11 protein-coding genes and 1 pseudogene are annotated in these 16,951 nt (G+C 66.5%); 7 read left to right on the forward strand and 5 right to left on the reverse strand.

What is annotated here, in order from left to right; translation table 11 throughout:
- Window positions 1–9 precede the first annotated feature (9 nt).
- From sucT to AC5Y21_RS10645, 5 genes are all read left to right on the forward strand, one after another.
- Window positions 10–2,211, forward strand: coding sequence for an acetyltransferase SucT (gene sucT / locus AC5Y21_RS10625; RefSeq protein WP_499912039.1), 2,202 nt, complete (start codon window positions 10–12; stop codon window positions 2,209–2,211).
- A 38-nt stretch (window positions 2,212–2,249) separates the two neighbouring features.
- The gene (gene glgX, locus AC5Y21_RS10630; protein ID WP_499912041.1) at window positions 2,250–4,442 is read left to right on the forward strand and encodes a glycogen debranching protein GlgX; all 2,193 of its coding nucleotides are present in this window, start codon (window positions 2,250–2,252) and stop codon (window positions 4,440–4,442) included.
- Between the two features lie 3 nt (window positions 4,443–4,445).
- Window positions 4,446–6,746 carry a malto-oligosyltrehalose synthase gene (gene treY / locus AC5Y21_RS10635; RefSeq protein WP_499912044.1) on the forward strand — a complete coding sequence of 767 codons (2,301 nt, stop codon included), beginning with the start codon at window positions 4,446–4,448 and terminating at the stop codon, window positions 6,744–6,746.
- Entirely contained in the window at window positions 6,739–8,460 is a 1,722-nt protein-coding gene (treZ, locus tag AC5Y21_RS10640; protein ID WP_499912046.1) for a malto-oligosyltrehalose trehalohydrolase, read from the forward strand. Before treY ends, treZ begins: the two co-directional genes overlap by 8 nt.
- Window positions 8,461–8,579: 119 nt before the next feature.
- Window positions 8,580–9,029 (forward strand): hypothetical protein, encoded by a 450-nt coding sequence (locus AC5Y21_RS10645; RefSeq protein ID WP_499912048.1) that lies wholly within the window; start codon window positions 8,580–8,582, stop codon window positions 9,027–9,029.
- A gap of 35 nt (window positions 9,030–9,064) precedes the next feature.
- Here AC5Y21_RS10645 and AC5Y21_RS10650 read toward each other — a convergent pair whose 3' ends face one another.
- Window positions 9,065–10,393 (reverse strand): aminotransferase class I/II-fold pyridoxal phosphate-dependent enzyme, encoded by a 1,329-nt coding sequence (locus tag AC5Y21_RS10650; protein WP_499912050.1) that lies wholly within the window; start codon window positions 10,391–10,393, stop codon window positions 9,065–9,067.
- Window positions 10,394–10,431: 38 nt separating this feature from the next.
- Here AC5Y21_RS10650 and AC5Y21_RS10655 point away from each other — a divergent pair, with 38 nt between their 5' ends.
- Complete coding sequence (locus AC5Y21_RS10655; protein WP_499912052.1) at window positions 10,432–11,091, forward strand: pyridoxamine 5'-phosphate oxidase family protein; 660 nt, start codon at window positions 10,432–10,434, stop codon at window positions 11,089–11,091.
- Between the two features lie 79 nt (window positions 11,092–11,170).
- Here AC5Y21_RS10655 and ilvA read toward each other — a convergent pair whose 3' ends face one another.
- From ilvA to fadD11, 4 genes are read right to left on the reverse strand one after another with little or no spacing between them, the layout of a single operon-like run.
- Complete coding sequence (gene ilvA / locus AC5Y21_RS10660) at window positions 11,171–12,454, reverse strand: threonine ammonia-lyase (RefSeq protein ID WP_499912055.1); 1,284 nt, start codon at window positions 12,452–12,454, stop codon at window positions 11,171–11,173.
- 34 nt (window positions 12,455–12,488) lie between these two features.
- A complete protein-coding gene (locus AC5Y21_RS10665) occupies window positions 12,489–12,926 on the reverse strand; it encodes a nitroreductase family deazaflavin-dependent oxidoreductase (protein ID WP_499912057.1) in 438 nt (145 codons plus the stop codon).
- A 33-nt stretch (window positions 12,927–12,959) separates the two neighbouring features.
- Window positions 12,960–14,861: a lysophospholipid acyltransferase gene (locus AC5Y21_RS10670; RefSeq protein ID WP_499912060.1), complete on the reverse strand. Its 1,902-nt coding sequence runs from the start codon at window positions 14,859–14,861 to the stop codon at window positions 12,960–12,962.
- Window positions 14,858–16,681: a fatty acid--CoA ligase FadD11 gene (fadD11, locus tag AC5Y21_RS10675; RefSeq protein WP_499912062.1), complete on the reverse strand. Its 1,824-nt coding sequence runs from the start codon at window positions 16,679–16,681 to the stop codon at window positions 14,858–14,860. The genes AC5Y21_RS10670 and fadD11 overlap by 4 nt, the downstream gene beginning before the upstream one ends.
- Window positions 16,682–16,748: 67 nt before the next feature.
- On the opposite strand from fadD11, the pseudogene AC5Y21_RS10680 reads away from it, so the two are divergent.
- Window positions 16,749–16,951 (forward strand): annotated as a pseudogene (locus AC5Y21_RS10680) (hypothetical protein); the annotation flags it as partial.

Genomic DNA, 16,951 nt, shown 5'->3' on the forward strand with positions numbered 1-16,951 from the left:
CTTTCGATCATGCTGAGCCTGTCACCACCCCACCCGCCGGCTGCGACTGCGCAGCCGGCCGGACAGCCAGCCAGGACGGCCGCCGGGCCGTCCGGTTTTTACCGCTACGACCTCGACGGTTTGCGCGGTGTCGCCATCGCGCTGGTCGCGATGTTCCACGTCTGGTTCGGCCGGGTGTCCGGTGGTGTCGACGTGTTCCTGGCGCTTTCCGGGTTCTTCTTCGGCGGCAAAATGCTCCGCGCCGCGCTCAACCCGACGGTCACGCTGTCACCACCGGCTGAAGTGGCCCGCCTGGTTCGGCGGCTGTTACCCGCTCTGGTCGTCGTCCTGGCCGGCTGTGCGCTGCTCACCGTCCTGGTGCAGCCCCAAACTCGCTGGGAGACGTTCGCCGACCAGAGCCTGGCCAGCCTCGGCTACTACCAGAACTGGGAACTGGCCAGCTCGGCGTCGGACTACCTGCGGGCCGGCGAAGCGGTCAGCCCCCTGCAGCACATCTGGTCCATGTCGGTGCAGGGCCAGTTCTACATCGGCTTCCTGCTACTGGTCGCCGGGTGCGCCTTCCTGTTCCGCCGGCTGTTTCGGGGCTCCATTCGGGTCACAGCGGCTCCCTATTTGCGAACCGCGTTCGTGGTGCTGCTGAGCAGCTTGACGGTGGCGTCCTTCGTCTTCGCGATCTTTGCTCATCAGGCCAACCAGGCGGACGCCTACTACAACAGCTTCGCGCGGGCATGGGAGCTGCTGCTGGGAGCGCTGGTCGGCGCGCTGGTGCCCTATATTCGCTGGCCGATGTGGCTGCGCACGGTGCTCGCCACCGTCGCGCTGGCGGCGATCCTGTCGTGCGGCGCCCTGATCAACGGCGTCAAGGAATTTCCCGGCCCGTGGGCATTGGTACCGGTCGGCGCCACGATGCTGATGATCCTCGCCGGCGCCAACCTGGGCACCCGTGACGGCACCGGTGATCGGCTGCCGCTGCCGAACCGACTGCTGGCCGCGGGGCCGCTGGTGACCCTGGGCGCGATGGCGTACTCGCTGTACCTGTGGCACTGGCCGCTGCTGATCTTCTGGCTTTCCTACTCCGGCCACGCGCACGCCGGCTTCGTCGAGGGCACGGCGGTGCTGCTGGTATCCGGCGTCTTGGCGCACCTGACCACCCGGCTCGTCGAGGACCCGTTGCGAGACCGGTCTCCTAAGGGTGCCGCATCGGCGCCGCGTGTCCCGACGGTCCCCTGGCAGGTGCGGCTCCGCCGGCCCACGATGGCCCTGGGGTCGATCGTGGTGCTCTTGGGCGTCACCCTGACCGCGACCTCGTTCACCTGGCGGGAGCACGTCAGCGACCAACGCGCCGCGGGCCACGAGCTGAAACGCCTGAACCCCCACGACTATCCCGGGGCCATGGCCCTGACCGCTCATGTGCGGGTTCCCACGCTGCGGATGCGGCCCACCGTGCTGGAGATCAAAGAGGACCTGCCCGCCACCACCCGGGACGGCTGCATCAGCGACTTCGTCAACCCCGCGGTGGTCAACTGCACCTACGGCGATCCGGACGCCACCCGGACCATCGCATTGGCCGGTGGATCGCACGCAGAACACTGGCTGCCCGCGCTGAACCTGCTCGGGCAGTTACACCACTTCAAAGTGGTGACCTACCTCAAGATGGGCTGTCCGCTGTCCACCGAAGAAGTCCCGCTGATCATGGGCAACAATGCGGCCTACCCGCAGTGCCGCGAGTGGGTGCGGACAGTGATGAACAAGGTGGTTGCCGACCGTCCCGACTACGTCTTCACCACGTCGACTCGACCGTGGAACATCAAAGCCGGCGACGTGATGCCGGCAACTTACATCGGGATCTGGCAGACGTTCTCCGACAACAACATCCCCGTGCTGGCCATGCGAGACACTCCCTGGCTGGTCAAAGACGGTAAGCCGTTCGATCCCGCGGACTGCCTGGCCAAGAAGGGAAACGCGGAGTCGTGCGCGATCAAGCGCTCCGACCTGCTGGTCGATCACAATCCCACCCTGGACTTCGTCGAGCGGTTCCCGTTGCTCAAGCCGCTGGACATGTCGGACGCGATCTGTCGCCCCGACGTCTGCCGCCCCGTCGAGGGAAACGTGCTGATCTACCACGGCGCTCACCATTTGTCCCCCACCTACGTGCGGACCCTGGCGCCTGAGCTGGGCCGGCAGATTGCGGCTGACACCGGTTGGTGGTGATGACTGGCGGGGATCTGCGGCCCCGATAAGGTCAAGTGATGTCGAACAGCGCCGACGACGCCGGAGCGACCGAACCGACGCTGCCCACCGTGTGGCCTGGCACCGCCTATCCGCTCGGGGCTACCTATGACGGTGCCGGCACCAACTTTTCGCTGTTCTCCGAGATCGCCGACAAGGTCGACTTGTGCCTGATCGGCGAGGACGGCAGCGAGTCCTGCGTCCCGCTGGACGAGGTAGACGGATATGTCTGGCACGCCTACTTGCCGAACATCGTCCCGGGTCAGCGCTACGGATTTCGCGTGCACGGTCCATTCGACCCCGCGGCCGGTCATCGCTGCGATCCGAGCAAGCTGCTGCTCGACCCCTACGGCAAGGCGTTCGACGGTGACTTCACCTTCGGCCAGGCGCTGTTCTCCTACGACTTGAACGCCGTTGCGACGAACGGCGACTCCGCCGAAACCGGCACTCCGCCGATGGTCGATTCGCTCGGCCACACCATGACCAGCGTGGTGATCAATCCGTTCTTCGACTGGGCGTTCGACCGAGCGCCGCTCACCCCGTACCACGAGACGGTCATTTACGAGGCCCACGTCAAGGGCATGACGCAGACGCATCCCGGCGTCCCCGAAGAGCTGCGGGGCACCTATGCCGGGTTGGCCCACCCGGCGATCATCGACCACCTCAAGTCGCTCAACGTCACCGCGCTCGAGCTGATGCCGGTACACCAGTTCCTGCACGACCAGCGGCTGCTCGAACTCGGCCTGCGAAACTACTGGGGCTACAACACATTCGGGTTCTTCGCACCGCAGTACCAGTACGCGTCCACCCGGCATCCCGGCGGCGCGGTGGCCGAATTCAAGATGATGGTGCGCAGCCTGCACGAAGCCGGCATCGAGGTCATCCTCGACGTGGTCTACAACCACACCGCCGAAGGCAACCACCTGGGCCCCACGATCAACTTCCGTGGCATCGACAACACTGCCTATTACCGGCTCGTCGACGAGGACCTGCGGTTGTATAAGGACTACACCGGCACCGGCAACAGCCTCAACGCGCGGCATCCGCACACCCTGCAGCTGATCATGGACTCGTTGCGCTACTGGGTGACCGAGATGCACGTCGACGGGTTCCGGTTCGACCTGGCCTCCACCCTGGCCCGCGAATTGCACGACGTCGACCGATTGAGCGCGTTTTTCGATCTGGTGCAGCAGGATCCGGTGGTCAGCCAGGTCAAATTGATCGCCGAACCATGGGACGTCGGCGAGGGCGGCTACCAAGTCGGGAACTTTCCTGGTTTGTGGACCGAGTGGAACGGGAAGTATCGCGATACTGTGCGCGATTACTGGCGGGGCGAGCCCGCGACCCTTGGCGAGTTCGCCTCTCGGCTGACCGGCTCCTCGGACCTCTACGAGGTGACCGGCCGCCGCCCCAGCGCCAGCATCAACTTCGTCACCGCACACGACGGATTCACGCTGAACGACCTGGTGTCCTACAACGAGAAGCACAACGAAGCCAACGGCGAGGACAACCGCGACGGAGAAAGCCACAACCGGTCGTGGAACTGCGGCGTCGAAGGCCCTACCGACGACCCCGACATCGTGGCGCTTCGTTGCCGGCAGATGCGCAACTTCTGGGCCACCCTGATGATCAGCCAGGGCACACCGATGATCGCGCACGGAGACGAGATCGGGCGAACCCAACTGGGCAACAACAACGTCTACTGCCAGGACTCCGAATTGGCTTGGATGGACTGGTCATTGGTCGACAAGAACTCCGACCTGCTGGCCTTTGCCCGGCGGGCGACCAACTTGCGCACCAACCATCCGGTGTTTCGCCGCCGCCGATTCTTCGAGGGCGAGCCGATCCGAAGCGGCGACGAAGTCCGCGATATCGCCTGGCTGACACCCAGCGGCCGGGAGATGACACATGAGGATTGGGACAAGAGCTTCCATCACAAGTTCGTGGCGGTGTTCCTCAACGGCGACGCCATCACCGCACCCAATGCGCGCGGCGAGCGGGTGGTCGACGACTCATTTCTGTTGTGCTTCAATGCGCATGACGAAGACGTCGAGTTCGTCACGCCCCACGACGACTATGGACGAGAGTGGACCGCTGCGCTAGACACGAACGATCCCGTCGGCTTACGAGACGGGGCCGATCTGGTGGTGACAGCCGAAGAAAGCTTGAAAGTACCCGCACGTTCGCTACTCGTGCTACGTAAGACCGCCTGACGCATGGCTTTTCCGGTTCTTTCCACCTACCGGTTGCAGCTGCGCGGTGCGTCCAGCGGGTTCGAATTCACCTTTGCCGACGCCGAGGACATGCTGGACTACCTCGACGACCTCGGGGTGTCGCATCTGTACCTGTCCCCGATCATGACCGCGGTCGCCGGATCCAGCCATGGGTACGACGTCGCCGACCCGACGGCGGTGTCGCCGGAGCTCGGCGGTCCGGAGGGCCTGGCCCGGCTGTCGGCGGCGGCCCGGGCACGCGGCATGGGCCTGGTCGTCGACATCGTGCCCAACCACGTCGGAGTGGACCAGCCAAAGCAGAACCCCTGGTGGTGGGATGTGTTGCGGCATGGGCGGTCCTCAGCATATGCGGACTTCTTCGACATCGACTGGGAACTTGACGAGCAGGGCCGAATCGTCCTGCCGGTGTTGGGTTCCGACGACGACGTCGCCGATTTGAAAGTCGAGGATGACGTGCTGCGGCTGGGCGACCTCGCGCTGCCGATCGCGCCCGGCACTTCCGGCGGAACCGGCGCCGAGGTGCACGACCGCCAGCACTACCGGTTGGTGGGCTGGCGGCGCGGGCTGTGCGGTTATCGCCGTTTCTTCTCGATCACCTCGCTGGCCGGGCTGCGCCAAGAAGATCGTGCCGTGTTCGACGCCAGCCACGCCGAAGTCGCCCGCTGGTTCAGCGAGGGCCTCGTCGACGGTGTGCGCATCGACCACCCCGACGGGTTGTCCGATCCATGCGGATATTTGGCCTGGCTGCGGCAATTACTGGGCCCCACGGCGTGGATCGTGATCGAAAAGATCCTCGCCGTCGACGAGGCGCTGGAGCCGTCGCTGCCGGTAGCCGGGACCACCGGCTACGACGTGCTGCGCGAAGTGGGCGGAGTCTTCGTCGACCCAGCGGGTGCACCGGCGCTGACCGCTTTGATCGAATCCGCCGGTGTGGACTATCAGGGCATGCCGGCAATGTTGGCGGACCTCAAGATCCACGCCGCCACCGAAACTCTGGCGCCGGAAATGGCGAGGCTGAAGCGGTCCATCGTGGCCGCGACGGGCAGCGACCATCCGCAGCTGGGCGAGGCGGTGGCCGCGCTGCTGACCCACATCGGCGTTTACCGCTGTGACTATCCTGGCCTGGCCGCGATCCTGTCCGCCGCGCTGGCCGAAACCCAGCAGGCGGCACCGCAATTGGGCCCGCCGCTGCAGCTGCTGGCCGCCGCCCTGGCCCGCGGTGGCGAACCGGCGACACGCCTGCAACAACTCTGCGGAGCGGTGACCGCCAAGGCGGTCGAGGACTGCATGTTCTACCGCGATGCCCGGCTGGTCTCGCTCAACGAAGTAGGCGGTGAGCCGCACCGGTTCGGTGTGGGAGCGGCGGAGTTTCACCACAGCGCCGCCACCCGCGCCCGGATGTGGCCGCAAACGATGACCGCGCTGACCACTCATGACACCAAGCGCGGCGAAGACGTGCGTGCCCGCATCGGTGTGCTGTCGCAGGTGCCGTCGCTATGGACCGAGTTCGTCGCCCGGTGGGAAATACAGGCTCCCTCCCCCGACCCGGCGACCGGACAATTTCTGTGGCAGAACATCTTCGGGGTGTGGCCGGTGAGCGGGGAGGTCAGCGACCAGCTGCGCGACCGGCTGCACGCCTACGCCGAAAAGGCCATCCGCGAAGCGGCCTGGCACACCTCGTGGAACGACCCGGACACCGCGTTCGAGGATGCGGTCCACAGCTGGCTGGACAAGGTGCTCGACGGCCCGGTGGCCGACGCGCTCACCGAACTGGTCGGGCGGCTCAACCCGCACGCAGCCAGTGACGCGTTGGGCCAGAAGCTGCTCGCGCTGACGGTGCCGGGCATAGCCGACGTCTACCAGGGCACCGAACTGTGGGACGACAGCCTCGTCGACCCGGATAACCGCAGACCGGTGGACTATGCGGCTCGCCGGGCCGCGGTGAAAGACTTGCAGCATCCGAAGTTTCGCGTCGTCACCACGGCGCTACGGTTGCGGCGCTCCCGTCCCGATACCTTCTTGCAGGGCGGACACTTTCCGGTGCTCGCCGACGGACAGGCCAGCGATCATGTAGTGGCCTTCCGCCGCGGGAACGACATTGTGGTCGCGGTGACCCGCTGGACCGTGCGGCTTGCCGGAACGGGCTGGGGTAACACGGTGCTGCCGTTGCCGGAGGGTTCCTGGACCGACACCCTCACCGGCGCGATGGCAAGCGGGCCCACATCAGCGGCCGAATTGTTCGCCGCCCTGCCCGTCGTCCTGCTGGAGCGCAACGATGCCTGAATTCAGGGTGTGGGCGCCGAAACCCGAGTTGGTGCGGCTCGACTTGAACGAAGCGGTGCACCCGATGACACGTTCGGATGACGGCTGGTGGCACGCGACCGTGGATGCAGCGCCGGACGCCCGGTACGGATACCTGCTCGACGACGACTCCACGGTGCTGCCCGACCCGCGCTCGCCACGTCAGCCCGACGGGGTGCACGCGCGCTCGCAACTGTGGGACCCGTTGCGCGCCAACTGGAGCGACGGTGACTGGGCGGGCCGGTCGGTCGAGGGCGCGGCGATCTACGAGCTGCACGTCGGAACCTTCACTAGCGAAGGCACTTTCGACTCCGCCATCGAAAAACTGGATTACCTGGCCGATCTCGGGATCGACTTCGTCGAGCTGATGCCAGTCAATTCCTTTGCCGGGACTCATGGTTGGGGATACGACGGTGTGCTGTGGTACAGCGTGCACGAACCCTACGGTGGACCCGACGGCCTGGTCCGGTTCGTCGACGCCTGCCACGCCCGCGGTCTGGGTGTGCTGATCGACGCGGTGTTCAACCATCTCGGCCCGTCGGGCAACTACCTGCCGCGGTTCGGCCCATACCTGTCGTCGGGCAGCAACCCGTGGGGGGAAGGTATCAACATCGCCGACGCCGACTCCGACGAGGTGCGGCGCTACATCATCGGGTGTGCACTGCGCTGGATGCGCGACTTTCACGCCGACGGGCTGCGTCTGGATGCGGTGCACGCGTTGGTGGACACCACCGCGGTCCACATCCTCGAGGAGTTGTCCACCGAGACCGACTGGCTGTCAAGGCAGTTGGGCCGCCCACTGTCGCTGGTTGCCGAGAGCGATCTCAACGACCCGCGACTGATCACGACGCGCGACCACAACGGCTACGGCATCACCGCGCAGTGGGACGACGACATCCACCACGCCATCCATACCGCCGTGTCCGGCGAACGCCAAGGCTACTATGCCGATTTCGGGTCACTGCCGACGCTGGCGCAAACACTGCGCCACGGCTATTTCCACGCCGGCACGTACTCGTCGTTCCGGCGACGCCGACACGGGCGGCCGCTGGATATCTCCAAGATTCCGGCGACCCGGCTGGTCGCTTATACCTGTACCCACGACCAGGTCGGCAACCGCGCCCTGGGCGACCGGCCATCGCAGAACCTGACCACTGGACAGCTGGCCGTCAAAGCTGTGCTGGCGCTCGGATCACCCTATACGGCAATGCTGTTCATGGGCGAAGAATGGGGAGCGTCCACTCCGTTCCAGTTCTTCAGCTCGCATCCCGAGCCCGAGTTGGCCCGCGCCACCGTCGAGGGACGCAGGGCCGAGTTCGCCGAACACGGTTGGGACGCCGAGGAGATCCCCGACCCGCAGGATCCGCAGACATTCCTGCGCTCCAAGCTGGACTGGGGTGAGCACGGCTCCGGCGACCACGCGCGGCTGCTGGGGCTGTACCGCGATCTGATCGCCTTGCGGCGCAACGAGCCTGACCTGGCCGACCCCTGGCTGGAGCACCTCATCGTCGACTACGACGAAGCGCAGCGCTGGATAGTGCTGCGGCGAGGACGGCTGTCGATTGCCTGCAATCTGGGCGCCGAAGCGGTGACCGTGCCGGTCAGTGGCGAGCCGGTGCTGGCCTGGGATCCGCCGGCCATTGGCGGCGACACCACCGAGTTGCCCGCGCATTCCTTCGCCATCCTGCGAAATTAAGCTGCGCGAGCAGACGCAAAAGCCCCTGAACGCCCGGCGTGTCGGGGGCTTTTGCGTCTGCTCGCCGTCCTGTGGAGAGGTGAATAGCGGCGGTGAGAGCGCAGCCGGATGATTCGCGTATGAGCCATCAGCACCTGTCGCCGATCCCGCCGCCTGACACCGCCACCGATCCCGTGCGCTCCGATTCCGATCTCCAGGAACGCTGGCGTGCCCTGATGGGGCCGCTTGGCTTTGGTGAACGCCTGCTTTGGGTTGGCTTTGTCGGGCCGGATCGCTGTCTGATGAAGAAACTCATGCAGGTGCCCATCGGTCCCCGACCACGCGCCCGAATCATGAAGAGTCTCATGTCATCTCTGCGTACGCTGCTGGACGACATGGCGTCCGGCACCACGGTGGCATTGCTGCTGACCCGGCCCGGGCTCGGCCCGGTGTCGCCGGCCGACCGGCTGTGGGCCAAGTTGTTGACCGATATGGCCGAGCGATTTGCAATACGCCTGGAGCCGATCTTTCGCGCGAACGACGAGTCGCTCGGGCCGGTCGAGGTCCCGCTACCGCGACCTGACCGTTGACCGAAACTGCCCCCGATCACCCAGACCGGCGCAACCTAAACACTCGGGCGGCCGGTTCCGTGGATCGCCTCCGCGACCGCATCAGCCAGCGGATCGATCTCGCCATAAGCCAAGTCGGCGATGGTAATTCGCATGCCCGCGGGTGAGTCCAGCCGGAAGCGGGTACCCGGCGCCGCGGCCCAGCCCGCATTGAGCAGTCGGGTGATCGCCGTCGTTTCGTCGGGTACCGGGACCCAGAGGTTGAGTCCGGATCGACCGTAGGCCGTCACGCCGCGCTTGGCCAATGCTGCGCGTAATCGGTTGCGGTTGTTGGCGTACCGCTCCTTGGCTTCCTCAACCAGGCACTTCGCCGCGTCGTCTGACCACAGGCCCACGGCGAGGTCCTGCAGCAGGTGACTCACCCAGCCGGGTCCGAGGCGCAGCCGTCCGTGCACCCGCTCCACGGTGCGGCGATCTCCGGCCAGGATTGCCAGCCGCAGGTCGGGGCCGTACGCCTTCGACGCCGACCGCACGAAAGCCCAGCGACGCGTCGATCCGGCCAAGGCGTACAGCGGCACGCCGGCTATTCCCGCGCAGTGATCGTCCTCGACGAGCAGCACCTCGCTGGTCTTGCCGGCCAACAGGCTGCGCAGCGCTTTGGCGCGTTCGGCCGACAACGCGGCCCCGGTCGGGTTCTGCGCGCGGGAAGTCACTACCACCGCCCGAACACCGCGGCGCAGTGCCCGCGCCATGCTGAGAACCACCGGGCCGTCGTCGTCGACCTGAACCGGCTCGGCGGAAAGCCCCAGTGCCGCGAGAAGGTCGAGCAGATTGGCCCAGCCCGGATCCTCGACGGCAACCCGGTCACCGGGACGCAAATGTGCGGTGAGAGCCCGTTCGATGCCATCTAGCGCGCCGCTGGTCACCGCGAGGTAATCCGCGGGAACCGCATCCGCGCTCAACGCGGCGCGGGCATACTCGGCCAACTCGGCCGAAATCGCCGATTGCCCGTACAGTCGCGGCGCGCCCGCATTTGCCAAGTCAAGTTGTGCCCCCGCTATGGGCAACAGCGCGGGGTCCGGGTTGCCGGTCGACAGGTCGCGCGCGCCCTCCGGAACGTCGAGGGTGAGCAGCGACCGGGGCGTGGTCGCGGGCCGGTCCCGCACCCGGGTTCCCCGCCGTCCCGCGGTTTCGACCGCCCCGCGATCGCGCAACAGGCGATAGGCGGCGGCCACGGTGTTGGCATTCACCCCGAGTTCGGCCGCGACCTCCCGGATCGACGGCAGGGGGTCGCCAGGCGCCAAGGCGCCCGCGGAAATGCCCTCTTCGACGCTGGCGGCTATCGACTCCGCCCCCGAGCCGGTTATGCTGTATTGTACTGGCACGCTAACCATTCTGTACTAGTACAATTATAAAGGCAAGCATGGAAACCGCATACCGCCCCACCCCGCGAACGACACCGACCCGCTATCGGGAACGCGCGCGCTACGACCGCGAGACCGTCCATCGCATCCTGGACGAGGCGCTGATCTGCCACGTGGGCTATGTCAACGACGGAAGGCCGGTGGTTTTGCCGACGACACATGCCCGTCTGGACGAAACCCTGTACCTGCACGGCTCCACCGGCAGCGCACCCATGCTCGCGGCAAAAGCGGGCGGCCTGCCGGTGTGCGTGACCGTGACCCTGGTCGACGGGCTGGTGCTGGCCCGCTCGGCGCTGCACCATTCCCTGGTGTACCGCTCCGTCGTCGTGGTGGGCGAGGCACACACTGTCAACGATCCGGCCGAGAAACTACGGGCGTTGCATTGCCTGCTCGACCACATCGCGTCGGGACGTGCCGCCGACTGCAGGCCGCCGAATCCCCATGAGCTCGCCGCTACCGCGGTGCTGGCCCTCGACCTCGTCGAAGTCTCGGCCAAGGTGCGCACCGGCGGCGTGGTCGACGAGCCCGAGGACCTTGCCCTGCCGCACTGGGCCGGAGTGCTGCCGCTACGCATGGCGGCCGGAGCCCCGGCTTCGGCCGACGACCTGGATCCCACGACCCCGGTCCCGTCATACCTGACGCCCTACCGGCGGCCATGAGCCGCGAGCGTGCGCAAATGTACGCCGACACGCCGGCAGACGCGTACAAATGCGCACGTTCGGCGGCGTCCAGCAAGAACTACAGCAGCAGGTAGCGGTAGGCCGGCGAGCCGGGAAGCAGGGTTTCGACGTGAATCTCGGTCGCCCGCATCCGGGCCAGCAGGCCATCCAGCTCCGCGGCCGATCCCAGCTGAATGCCGACCAGCGCCTCACCGGTCTCCCGGTTGTTGCGCTTGACGTACTCGAACAAGGTGATGTCGTCGTTCGGCCCCAGCACCTCGTCGAGGAATCGCCGCAACGCGCCGGGCTCCTGCGGGAAGTCCACCAGGAAGTAGTGCTTGAGACCGAGGTGGACCAGCGAGCGCTCCAGCACTTCGCCGTAGCGCGACACGTCGTGATTGCCGCCCGAGATCAGGCAAACCACGGTGGACCCGGGCTCGACGTCGGTTTCCAGCAGGCCGGCGACCGACAGCGCGCCCGCGGGCTCGGCGATGATGCCCTCGTTTTGGTAGAGGTCGAGCATCGCGGTGCACACGGCGCCCTCGTCGACGGCGGTGATCGACACCATGTCGCCGGCTGCGGCCAGCGCGGCATAGGTCAGGGTGCCGGCCCGGTTCACGGCGGCGCCGTCGATGAACTGGTCGACCTCGTCGAGTGTCACCGGTTTGCCCGCGGCCAGCGCCGCCATCACGGCGGCGGCCCCCGCCGGCTCGACGCCCAGCACCGCGGTGTTGGTGGTCCGCTCGGCAAGATAGGTGGTGACACCGGCGATGCAGCCGCCGCCGCCCACCGGCACCACCATCAGGTCGGGCTCCTCATCGAGCTGTGCCAGCACTTCGACGGCAATGGTGCCCTGACCGGCCATGGTGCGCAGGTCGTCATACGGCGGTACCAGCGTGGCGCCCGTGCGTGCGACATCCGCCAGCGCCGCCTCCGCGGCCAGGTCGTAGGTCGATCCGCCCACGATGAGCTCGATGAACTCCCTGCCGTGATAGCGGATCCGGTCACGCTTCTGCTTGGGTGTCTTGGCAGGCACATAGACGCGTCCGTGCACACCCAGCGACCGGCACGCATACGCGAAGCCCTGCGCATGGTTTCCCGCGGACGAGCACACCACGCCGGCGGCCAGCTCGTCATCGGACAACTGAACCAACAGGTTGTAGGCGCCGCGCAGCTTGTAGGACCGGACGGTCTGCAGGTCTTCGCGTTTGAGGTAGACCGTCGCGCCGGTGATTTCCGAGAGCCGCTCGCACAGCTGCAGCGGGGTGGGCGCAATCACCGGAGCAATCCGCTTCGCCGCACCGTCAATGTCGGCCGCGGACAGCGGCAGACTGTTGGGGCTCTGGCTCAGTTCAGCGGACACCGATCAATGGTGCCATGCCGCCTCAACAGGCAAGTCAGCTCACCGGGGTAAGCACGAAGACCGGAATCTGCCGGTCGGTCTTTTCCTGGTAGTTGGCGTAGTCCGGCCACGCCGCGACGGCGCGCTCCCACCAGGTGGCCTTCTCGTCGCCGAACACCTCGCGAGCGTCGTAATCGCGGGTGACGTCACCGTCCTGCAGCTCCACCCGCGGATTCTTCACGACGTTGTGGTACCAGACGGGGTTCTTCGGGGCGCCGCCCAGGGACGCGACGACGGCGTACTGGCCGTCGTGTTCGACGCGCATCAGCGGCGTCTTGCGCAGTTTGCCGCTCTTGGCGCCGACGGTGGTCAGCAGGATGATGGGCTTGCCCTTCATGTCCGCGGCCTCGGTACCGCCGGATGCGGCGTACTTATCGGCTTGTTCGCGGGACCAATCCAAGGGGCTCGGGGCGTATTCACCTTCTAGTGGCATGACACCAACTGTATGCGGCGCTTGCGGTCGCGGTCACCGCGTTCTGGCCAGTTCGGCGATCACGTTGACCCGCCTGATCGCCGTGGCGATCTCGTCGGCGAACTGACGTCGTCGTTGCGCGACGTCATTGCAGTCGGACGGGTCGGGACTGTCGACCAGCTCGCGATGCCGGGCCAGCCGAAGCGCGGTCTTGAACAGTTCCATCGATCTGGACTCGGCGCTGGCGATTCGGCGCTGCAACTCCCACTGCTTGCCCACCTGAAGACACTCGGCGAGAAAAGCCTCCTCGTCGAACGTTTCGTCCTCGTGGGCGGCCAGCCGGTCGGCGACGATGTGGTAGGCGTCCAGGAACGGGCGCAGCACCAGATGCGCCAGCAGCAGGTCGGCCGATTCCAGTAGCCGCCGCACATCGGCCGCCGCGACGGACTTGGTGGTGTCTTCCACTGGTCCGATCAGCCGGACCTCGTCGGCGAGGTCCTTTTCGAACTGCGCCCGCGCGGAGAACAAGAACTCGAACTTCAGCAACTCGCGCAAACTCAGCGCCTCGTCTCGCACGGTCGCCGGCAGCACCGAGCCGTCGGGCGCATTCTCGGTGGCCGCCAGCAAGGCCATTTCGGCGATTGCACGGTCGACCAGAATGTGGATCGCCGTGTTGCGGTAGAACGCCGCGACCAGATGCTGGTCGTCGCCGATTCCCCACACCGCCTCGGTGCCGGCGTCGTAGACGTTCACCACACCGGAGGAAACGAGCTGGTGCAGGGTCCACCGGATCGTCGAACGGTTCGTCAGATCGGCGGCGCCGGCCACCGCCCAGTGCCGTGCCGCAATGTAACTCGCCAGCGGTTGCACGGTGGCCAGCACCTCGCTGATGGGCAGCGAGCGGTCAGCGCCCAACAGCGCGAGGCTGACCACCGCGGTCGGCGTAACCGGTGTGGCGCGATTGATCCGGTGTTCCACGTCCAGCGCGATCCGCTCGATTTCGGTGCCGGTACCCGATTCCGAGGCTTGCAAGGCGCGCAGTTCCTCGAGGCGCTTGCGCAGCGGCAGCGGTTCGCCGAAGTCCAGGTAGGCGCGGCCCAGCCGTTCACCCTGTTGGCGTGCGAGCCGGACCAGGAAGCGAAAGTCTTCCGGCCGTTTCACCGCGCCGTAGGCCTCGGTGGTCATGGCCTCGACCTCGTGCAGCTGGTCGTACACGATGGAGGTCGGCACCAAATACACTTCGGGACCGTCGATTTCGTCGACGGCGTCGGTGATGTAGCGCAGGATGCCGAACACCGGAGGCCGCAGCTTGCCGGTCCGGGTTCGGCCACCTTCTATCGACCATGTCAGGTTGACGTGGTTCTGCACCAGCTGTGCGGTATACGCGCGCAATACGAATCGATAGACCGGAATGTCTTTGGTCTGACGCCGGATGAAGATGGTGCCGGTGCGCTTGGCAAAGCCGCCCATCGGGAAGAAGTTCAGGTTCGACCCGCCGAAGGTCGACGCCGGTGAGAGCCGGTTGGCTTGGATCATCTCCGGCAGCAGCATGCCGTCCAGGTAGGAGCGGTGCGAAAACGCGAACGCCAGCGTCGCTCGGCGGTCCAGCTTGCGCAGCTGCGCGATCTGATCCTCGTCGACGAGCACGTCGTAAGCCCGCATCAGCCAGCGGCTGAAGCCGCGCCACGCCTCCACCGCGCGCTCGTCCCGCGAGGCCGCCACCTCGCGCAGGTAGCCCGCTGCCTCGACGCGCACGCTTTCGGGATCCCGCCCAAGCTCGGCCGCCAGCTTCTGCAGCCGCTCCTCATACCACGCGGCGCCCAGCAGCTGAGCAACCTCAGCCGGATCGCTGGACAACGCTGTCACCGACTCGTCAACAATCCCGGTGCGCTGCAGCAACTTTCGCACCCGTGCGCGTCCGATCTCACGCACGGTCCCTGCCGCTCCCCCGGTCACGCCGGCTGCACCGATGCGACGCTGGCGGGCTCGTGGACGTCGGGATGTAGTTCACCGGCGTAGAGTTCCTCGATCTCGTCGGCGTACTTCGTGACGATCGGGCGTCGTTTGAGCTTCATTGTGAGCGTTATCTCGTCGCCGCCCGGCTCCCACAACGTAGGCAAAACGCGGAAGCGCTTGATCTGCTCCACCCGCGACAGCTTGGCGTTGCCTTCGGCCACTCCGGCGGCGATCCGGGCAATCACCTCCGGGTCGGCCGCCAAGGCCTCCGGCGAGGCGTCGAGTCCGTGCTGGGCCGCGTACGGGCCGACCGAGTCGACGTCGAAGACCAACAGCGCGGTGTTGTACGGACGCCCGTCGCCGATTGTGATCATCACGCCGACCATCGGGCACGCGGCCAGGATGGCGTTCTCAATGTTGGCCGGCGACATGTTCTTTCCCGCCGCATTGATGATCAACTCCTTCTTGCGATCGACGACACGCAGAAAGCCGTCGGAGTCGACGTCGAGGATGTCGCCGGTGTGCAGCCAGCCGTCGGCGTCGATCGCCTCCGCGGTCTTCGCGGGCTCGCGACGATAGCCCTTCATCACCAACGGGCCGCGGATCAAATACTCGCCGTCCTCGGCAATCTTGCCCTCCAGCCCGGGCAGCAGCTTGCCGACTGAGCCCAGACGCGTGTTCCGCGGATCTCCTATGGTCGCGGCACAGCTCAGTTCGGACATTCCCCACACCTCGCCGATCGGGATGCCGATGCCGGCGAAGAACGCCAGCGTCTCCTTCGGGATCGGCGCCGCGCCCGAAATCGCCCATCGGAGTTCGCCGAAGCCGAGCCGCTCGCGCACCTTCGACAGCACCAACTCGTCGGCCTTGGCCCATTCGGAAGCCACGTCGTCGGACATCTCTTCGCCAGTCAGCAAGGCCGCACCGCGCTTGGCGGCCACCGCCATCGCCCAATCCAACGCCTGCCGCTTGGTTTCGTCGGTCTCGTGGCTGACCATGAATTCGATTCCGGCCTTGAGCTTTTCCCATACCCGCGGCACCGCGCCCCAGACGGTGGGACGCACGTCGGGCAGCGCGGCGGCGATCTGACGACCGTCGGACACCACTGTGATCTGGGTGCCGAACATCTCCTGGATGTAGAGGCCACACATGCGGTCGGCAATATGCGCCGACGGCAGAAAGGACGTGATCCGGTCACCGAACTGCACTCCGAGCACGGTGTCGATGCCTTGACCCTCGAACAGCAGGCTGGTGTGCGTCATCTCTACCCCTTTGGGGTTTCCGGTGGTCCCGGAGGTGTAGATGAGCGTGACGATGTCGTCGGGTTGCACCGCTCGCCACGATGCCTCGAAGTCGAAATCCGCGGGGGCGGCGGCGTATAGGTCGTCCACCGAGATCGTGCCTTCCGGTGTGCCGTCGATGCACACGATGTGTTCGATGGGTGCGCCGCTGGCCCGGATGCGGTCGACGTACTGCTCTTCGCAGATCACCAGCTTGGTGCCGGCGTTGTCGAACACATAGGTCAGTTGTTCGGCGGGCAGTGTGTTGTATACCGAAAACGAGGTGGCGCCAACGTGTTGGGCGCCCACCTCGAGCGGATAGAACTCGACTCGGTTGGCCATCATCAGCGAAACCGTGTCACCTCGTCGAACCCCTAAGCCCGTCAGCCCGGCAGCGACTTTGCGCACCTGGTCGGCGTACTCCCGCCAGGTCAGTGTCTGGGTGTCACCGGGTGTACGCAGCGCCACGGCGTCCGGATCGATCGCCGCGGTGCGCTGGAATGCCTCACACATGGTGGCTGGGCGCTCGGTCGTGGTCATTTCCGTTCTCCTTGGTCTGCCCACATATCGGTGAGCGTACGTCCGGGGTCGTGCGACGCGGAAGGCCGTGGCGATCGCGAGCGCGGCGCAGCCGGGCGAAGCGGGTCGCCACGATAGGGCCCGTGGCGATCGCGAGCGCGGCGCAGCCGGGCGAAGCGGGTCGCCACGATAGGGCCCGTGGCGATCGCGAGCGCGGCGCAGCCGGGCGAAGCGGGTCGCCACCATTCGGCCCCGTGGCGATCGCGAGCGCGGCGCAGCCGGGCGAAGCGG

Source organism: Mycobacterium sp. NGS41 (assembly GCF_059812725.1).

What these genes read in the sequence shown, in the direction of transcription:
- sucT (WP_499912039.1), top strand. Translation starts at nt 10, where the DNA reads ATGCTGAGCCTGTCACCACCCCACCCGCCGGCTGCGACTGCGCAGCCG.
- glgX (WP_499912041.1), top strand. Translation starts at nt 2,250, where the DNA reads ATGTCGAACAGCGCCGACGACGCCGGAGCGACCGAACCGACGCTGCCC.
- treY (WP_499912044.1), top strand. Translation starts at nt 4,446, where the DNA reads ATGGCTTTTCCGGTTCTTTCCACCTACCGGTTGCAGCTGCGCGGTGCG.
- treZ (WP_499912046.1), top strand. Translation starts at nt 6,739, where the DNA reads ATGCCTGAATTCAGGGTGTGGGCGCCGAAACCCGAGTTGGTGCGGCTC.
- AC5Y21_RS10645 (WP_499912048.1), top strand. Translation starts at nt 8,580, where the DNA reads ATGAGCCATCAGCACCTGTCGCCGATCCCGCCGCCTGACACCGCCACC.
- AC5Y21_RS10655 (WP_499912052.1), top strand. Translation starts at nt 10,432, where the DNA reads ATGGAAACCGCATACCGCCCCACCCCGCGAACGACACCGACCCGCTAT.
- AC5Y21_RS10665 (WP_499912057.1), bottom strand. Translation starts at nt 12,926, where the DNA reads ATGCCACTAGAAGGTGAATACGCCCCGAGCCCCTTGGATTGGTCCCGC.
- fadD11 (WP_499912062.1), bottom strand. Translation starts at nt 16,681, where the DNA reads ATGACCACGACCGAGCGCCCAGCCACCATGTGTGAGGCATTCCAGCGC.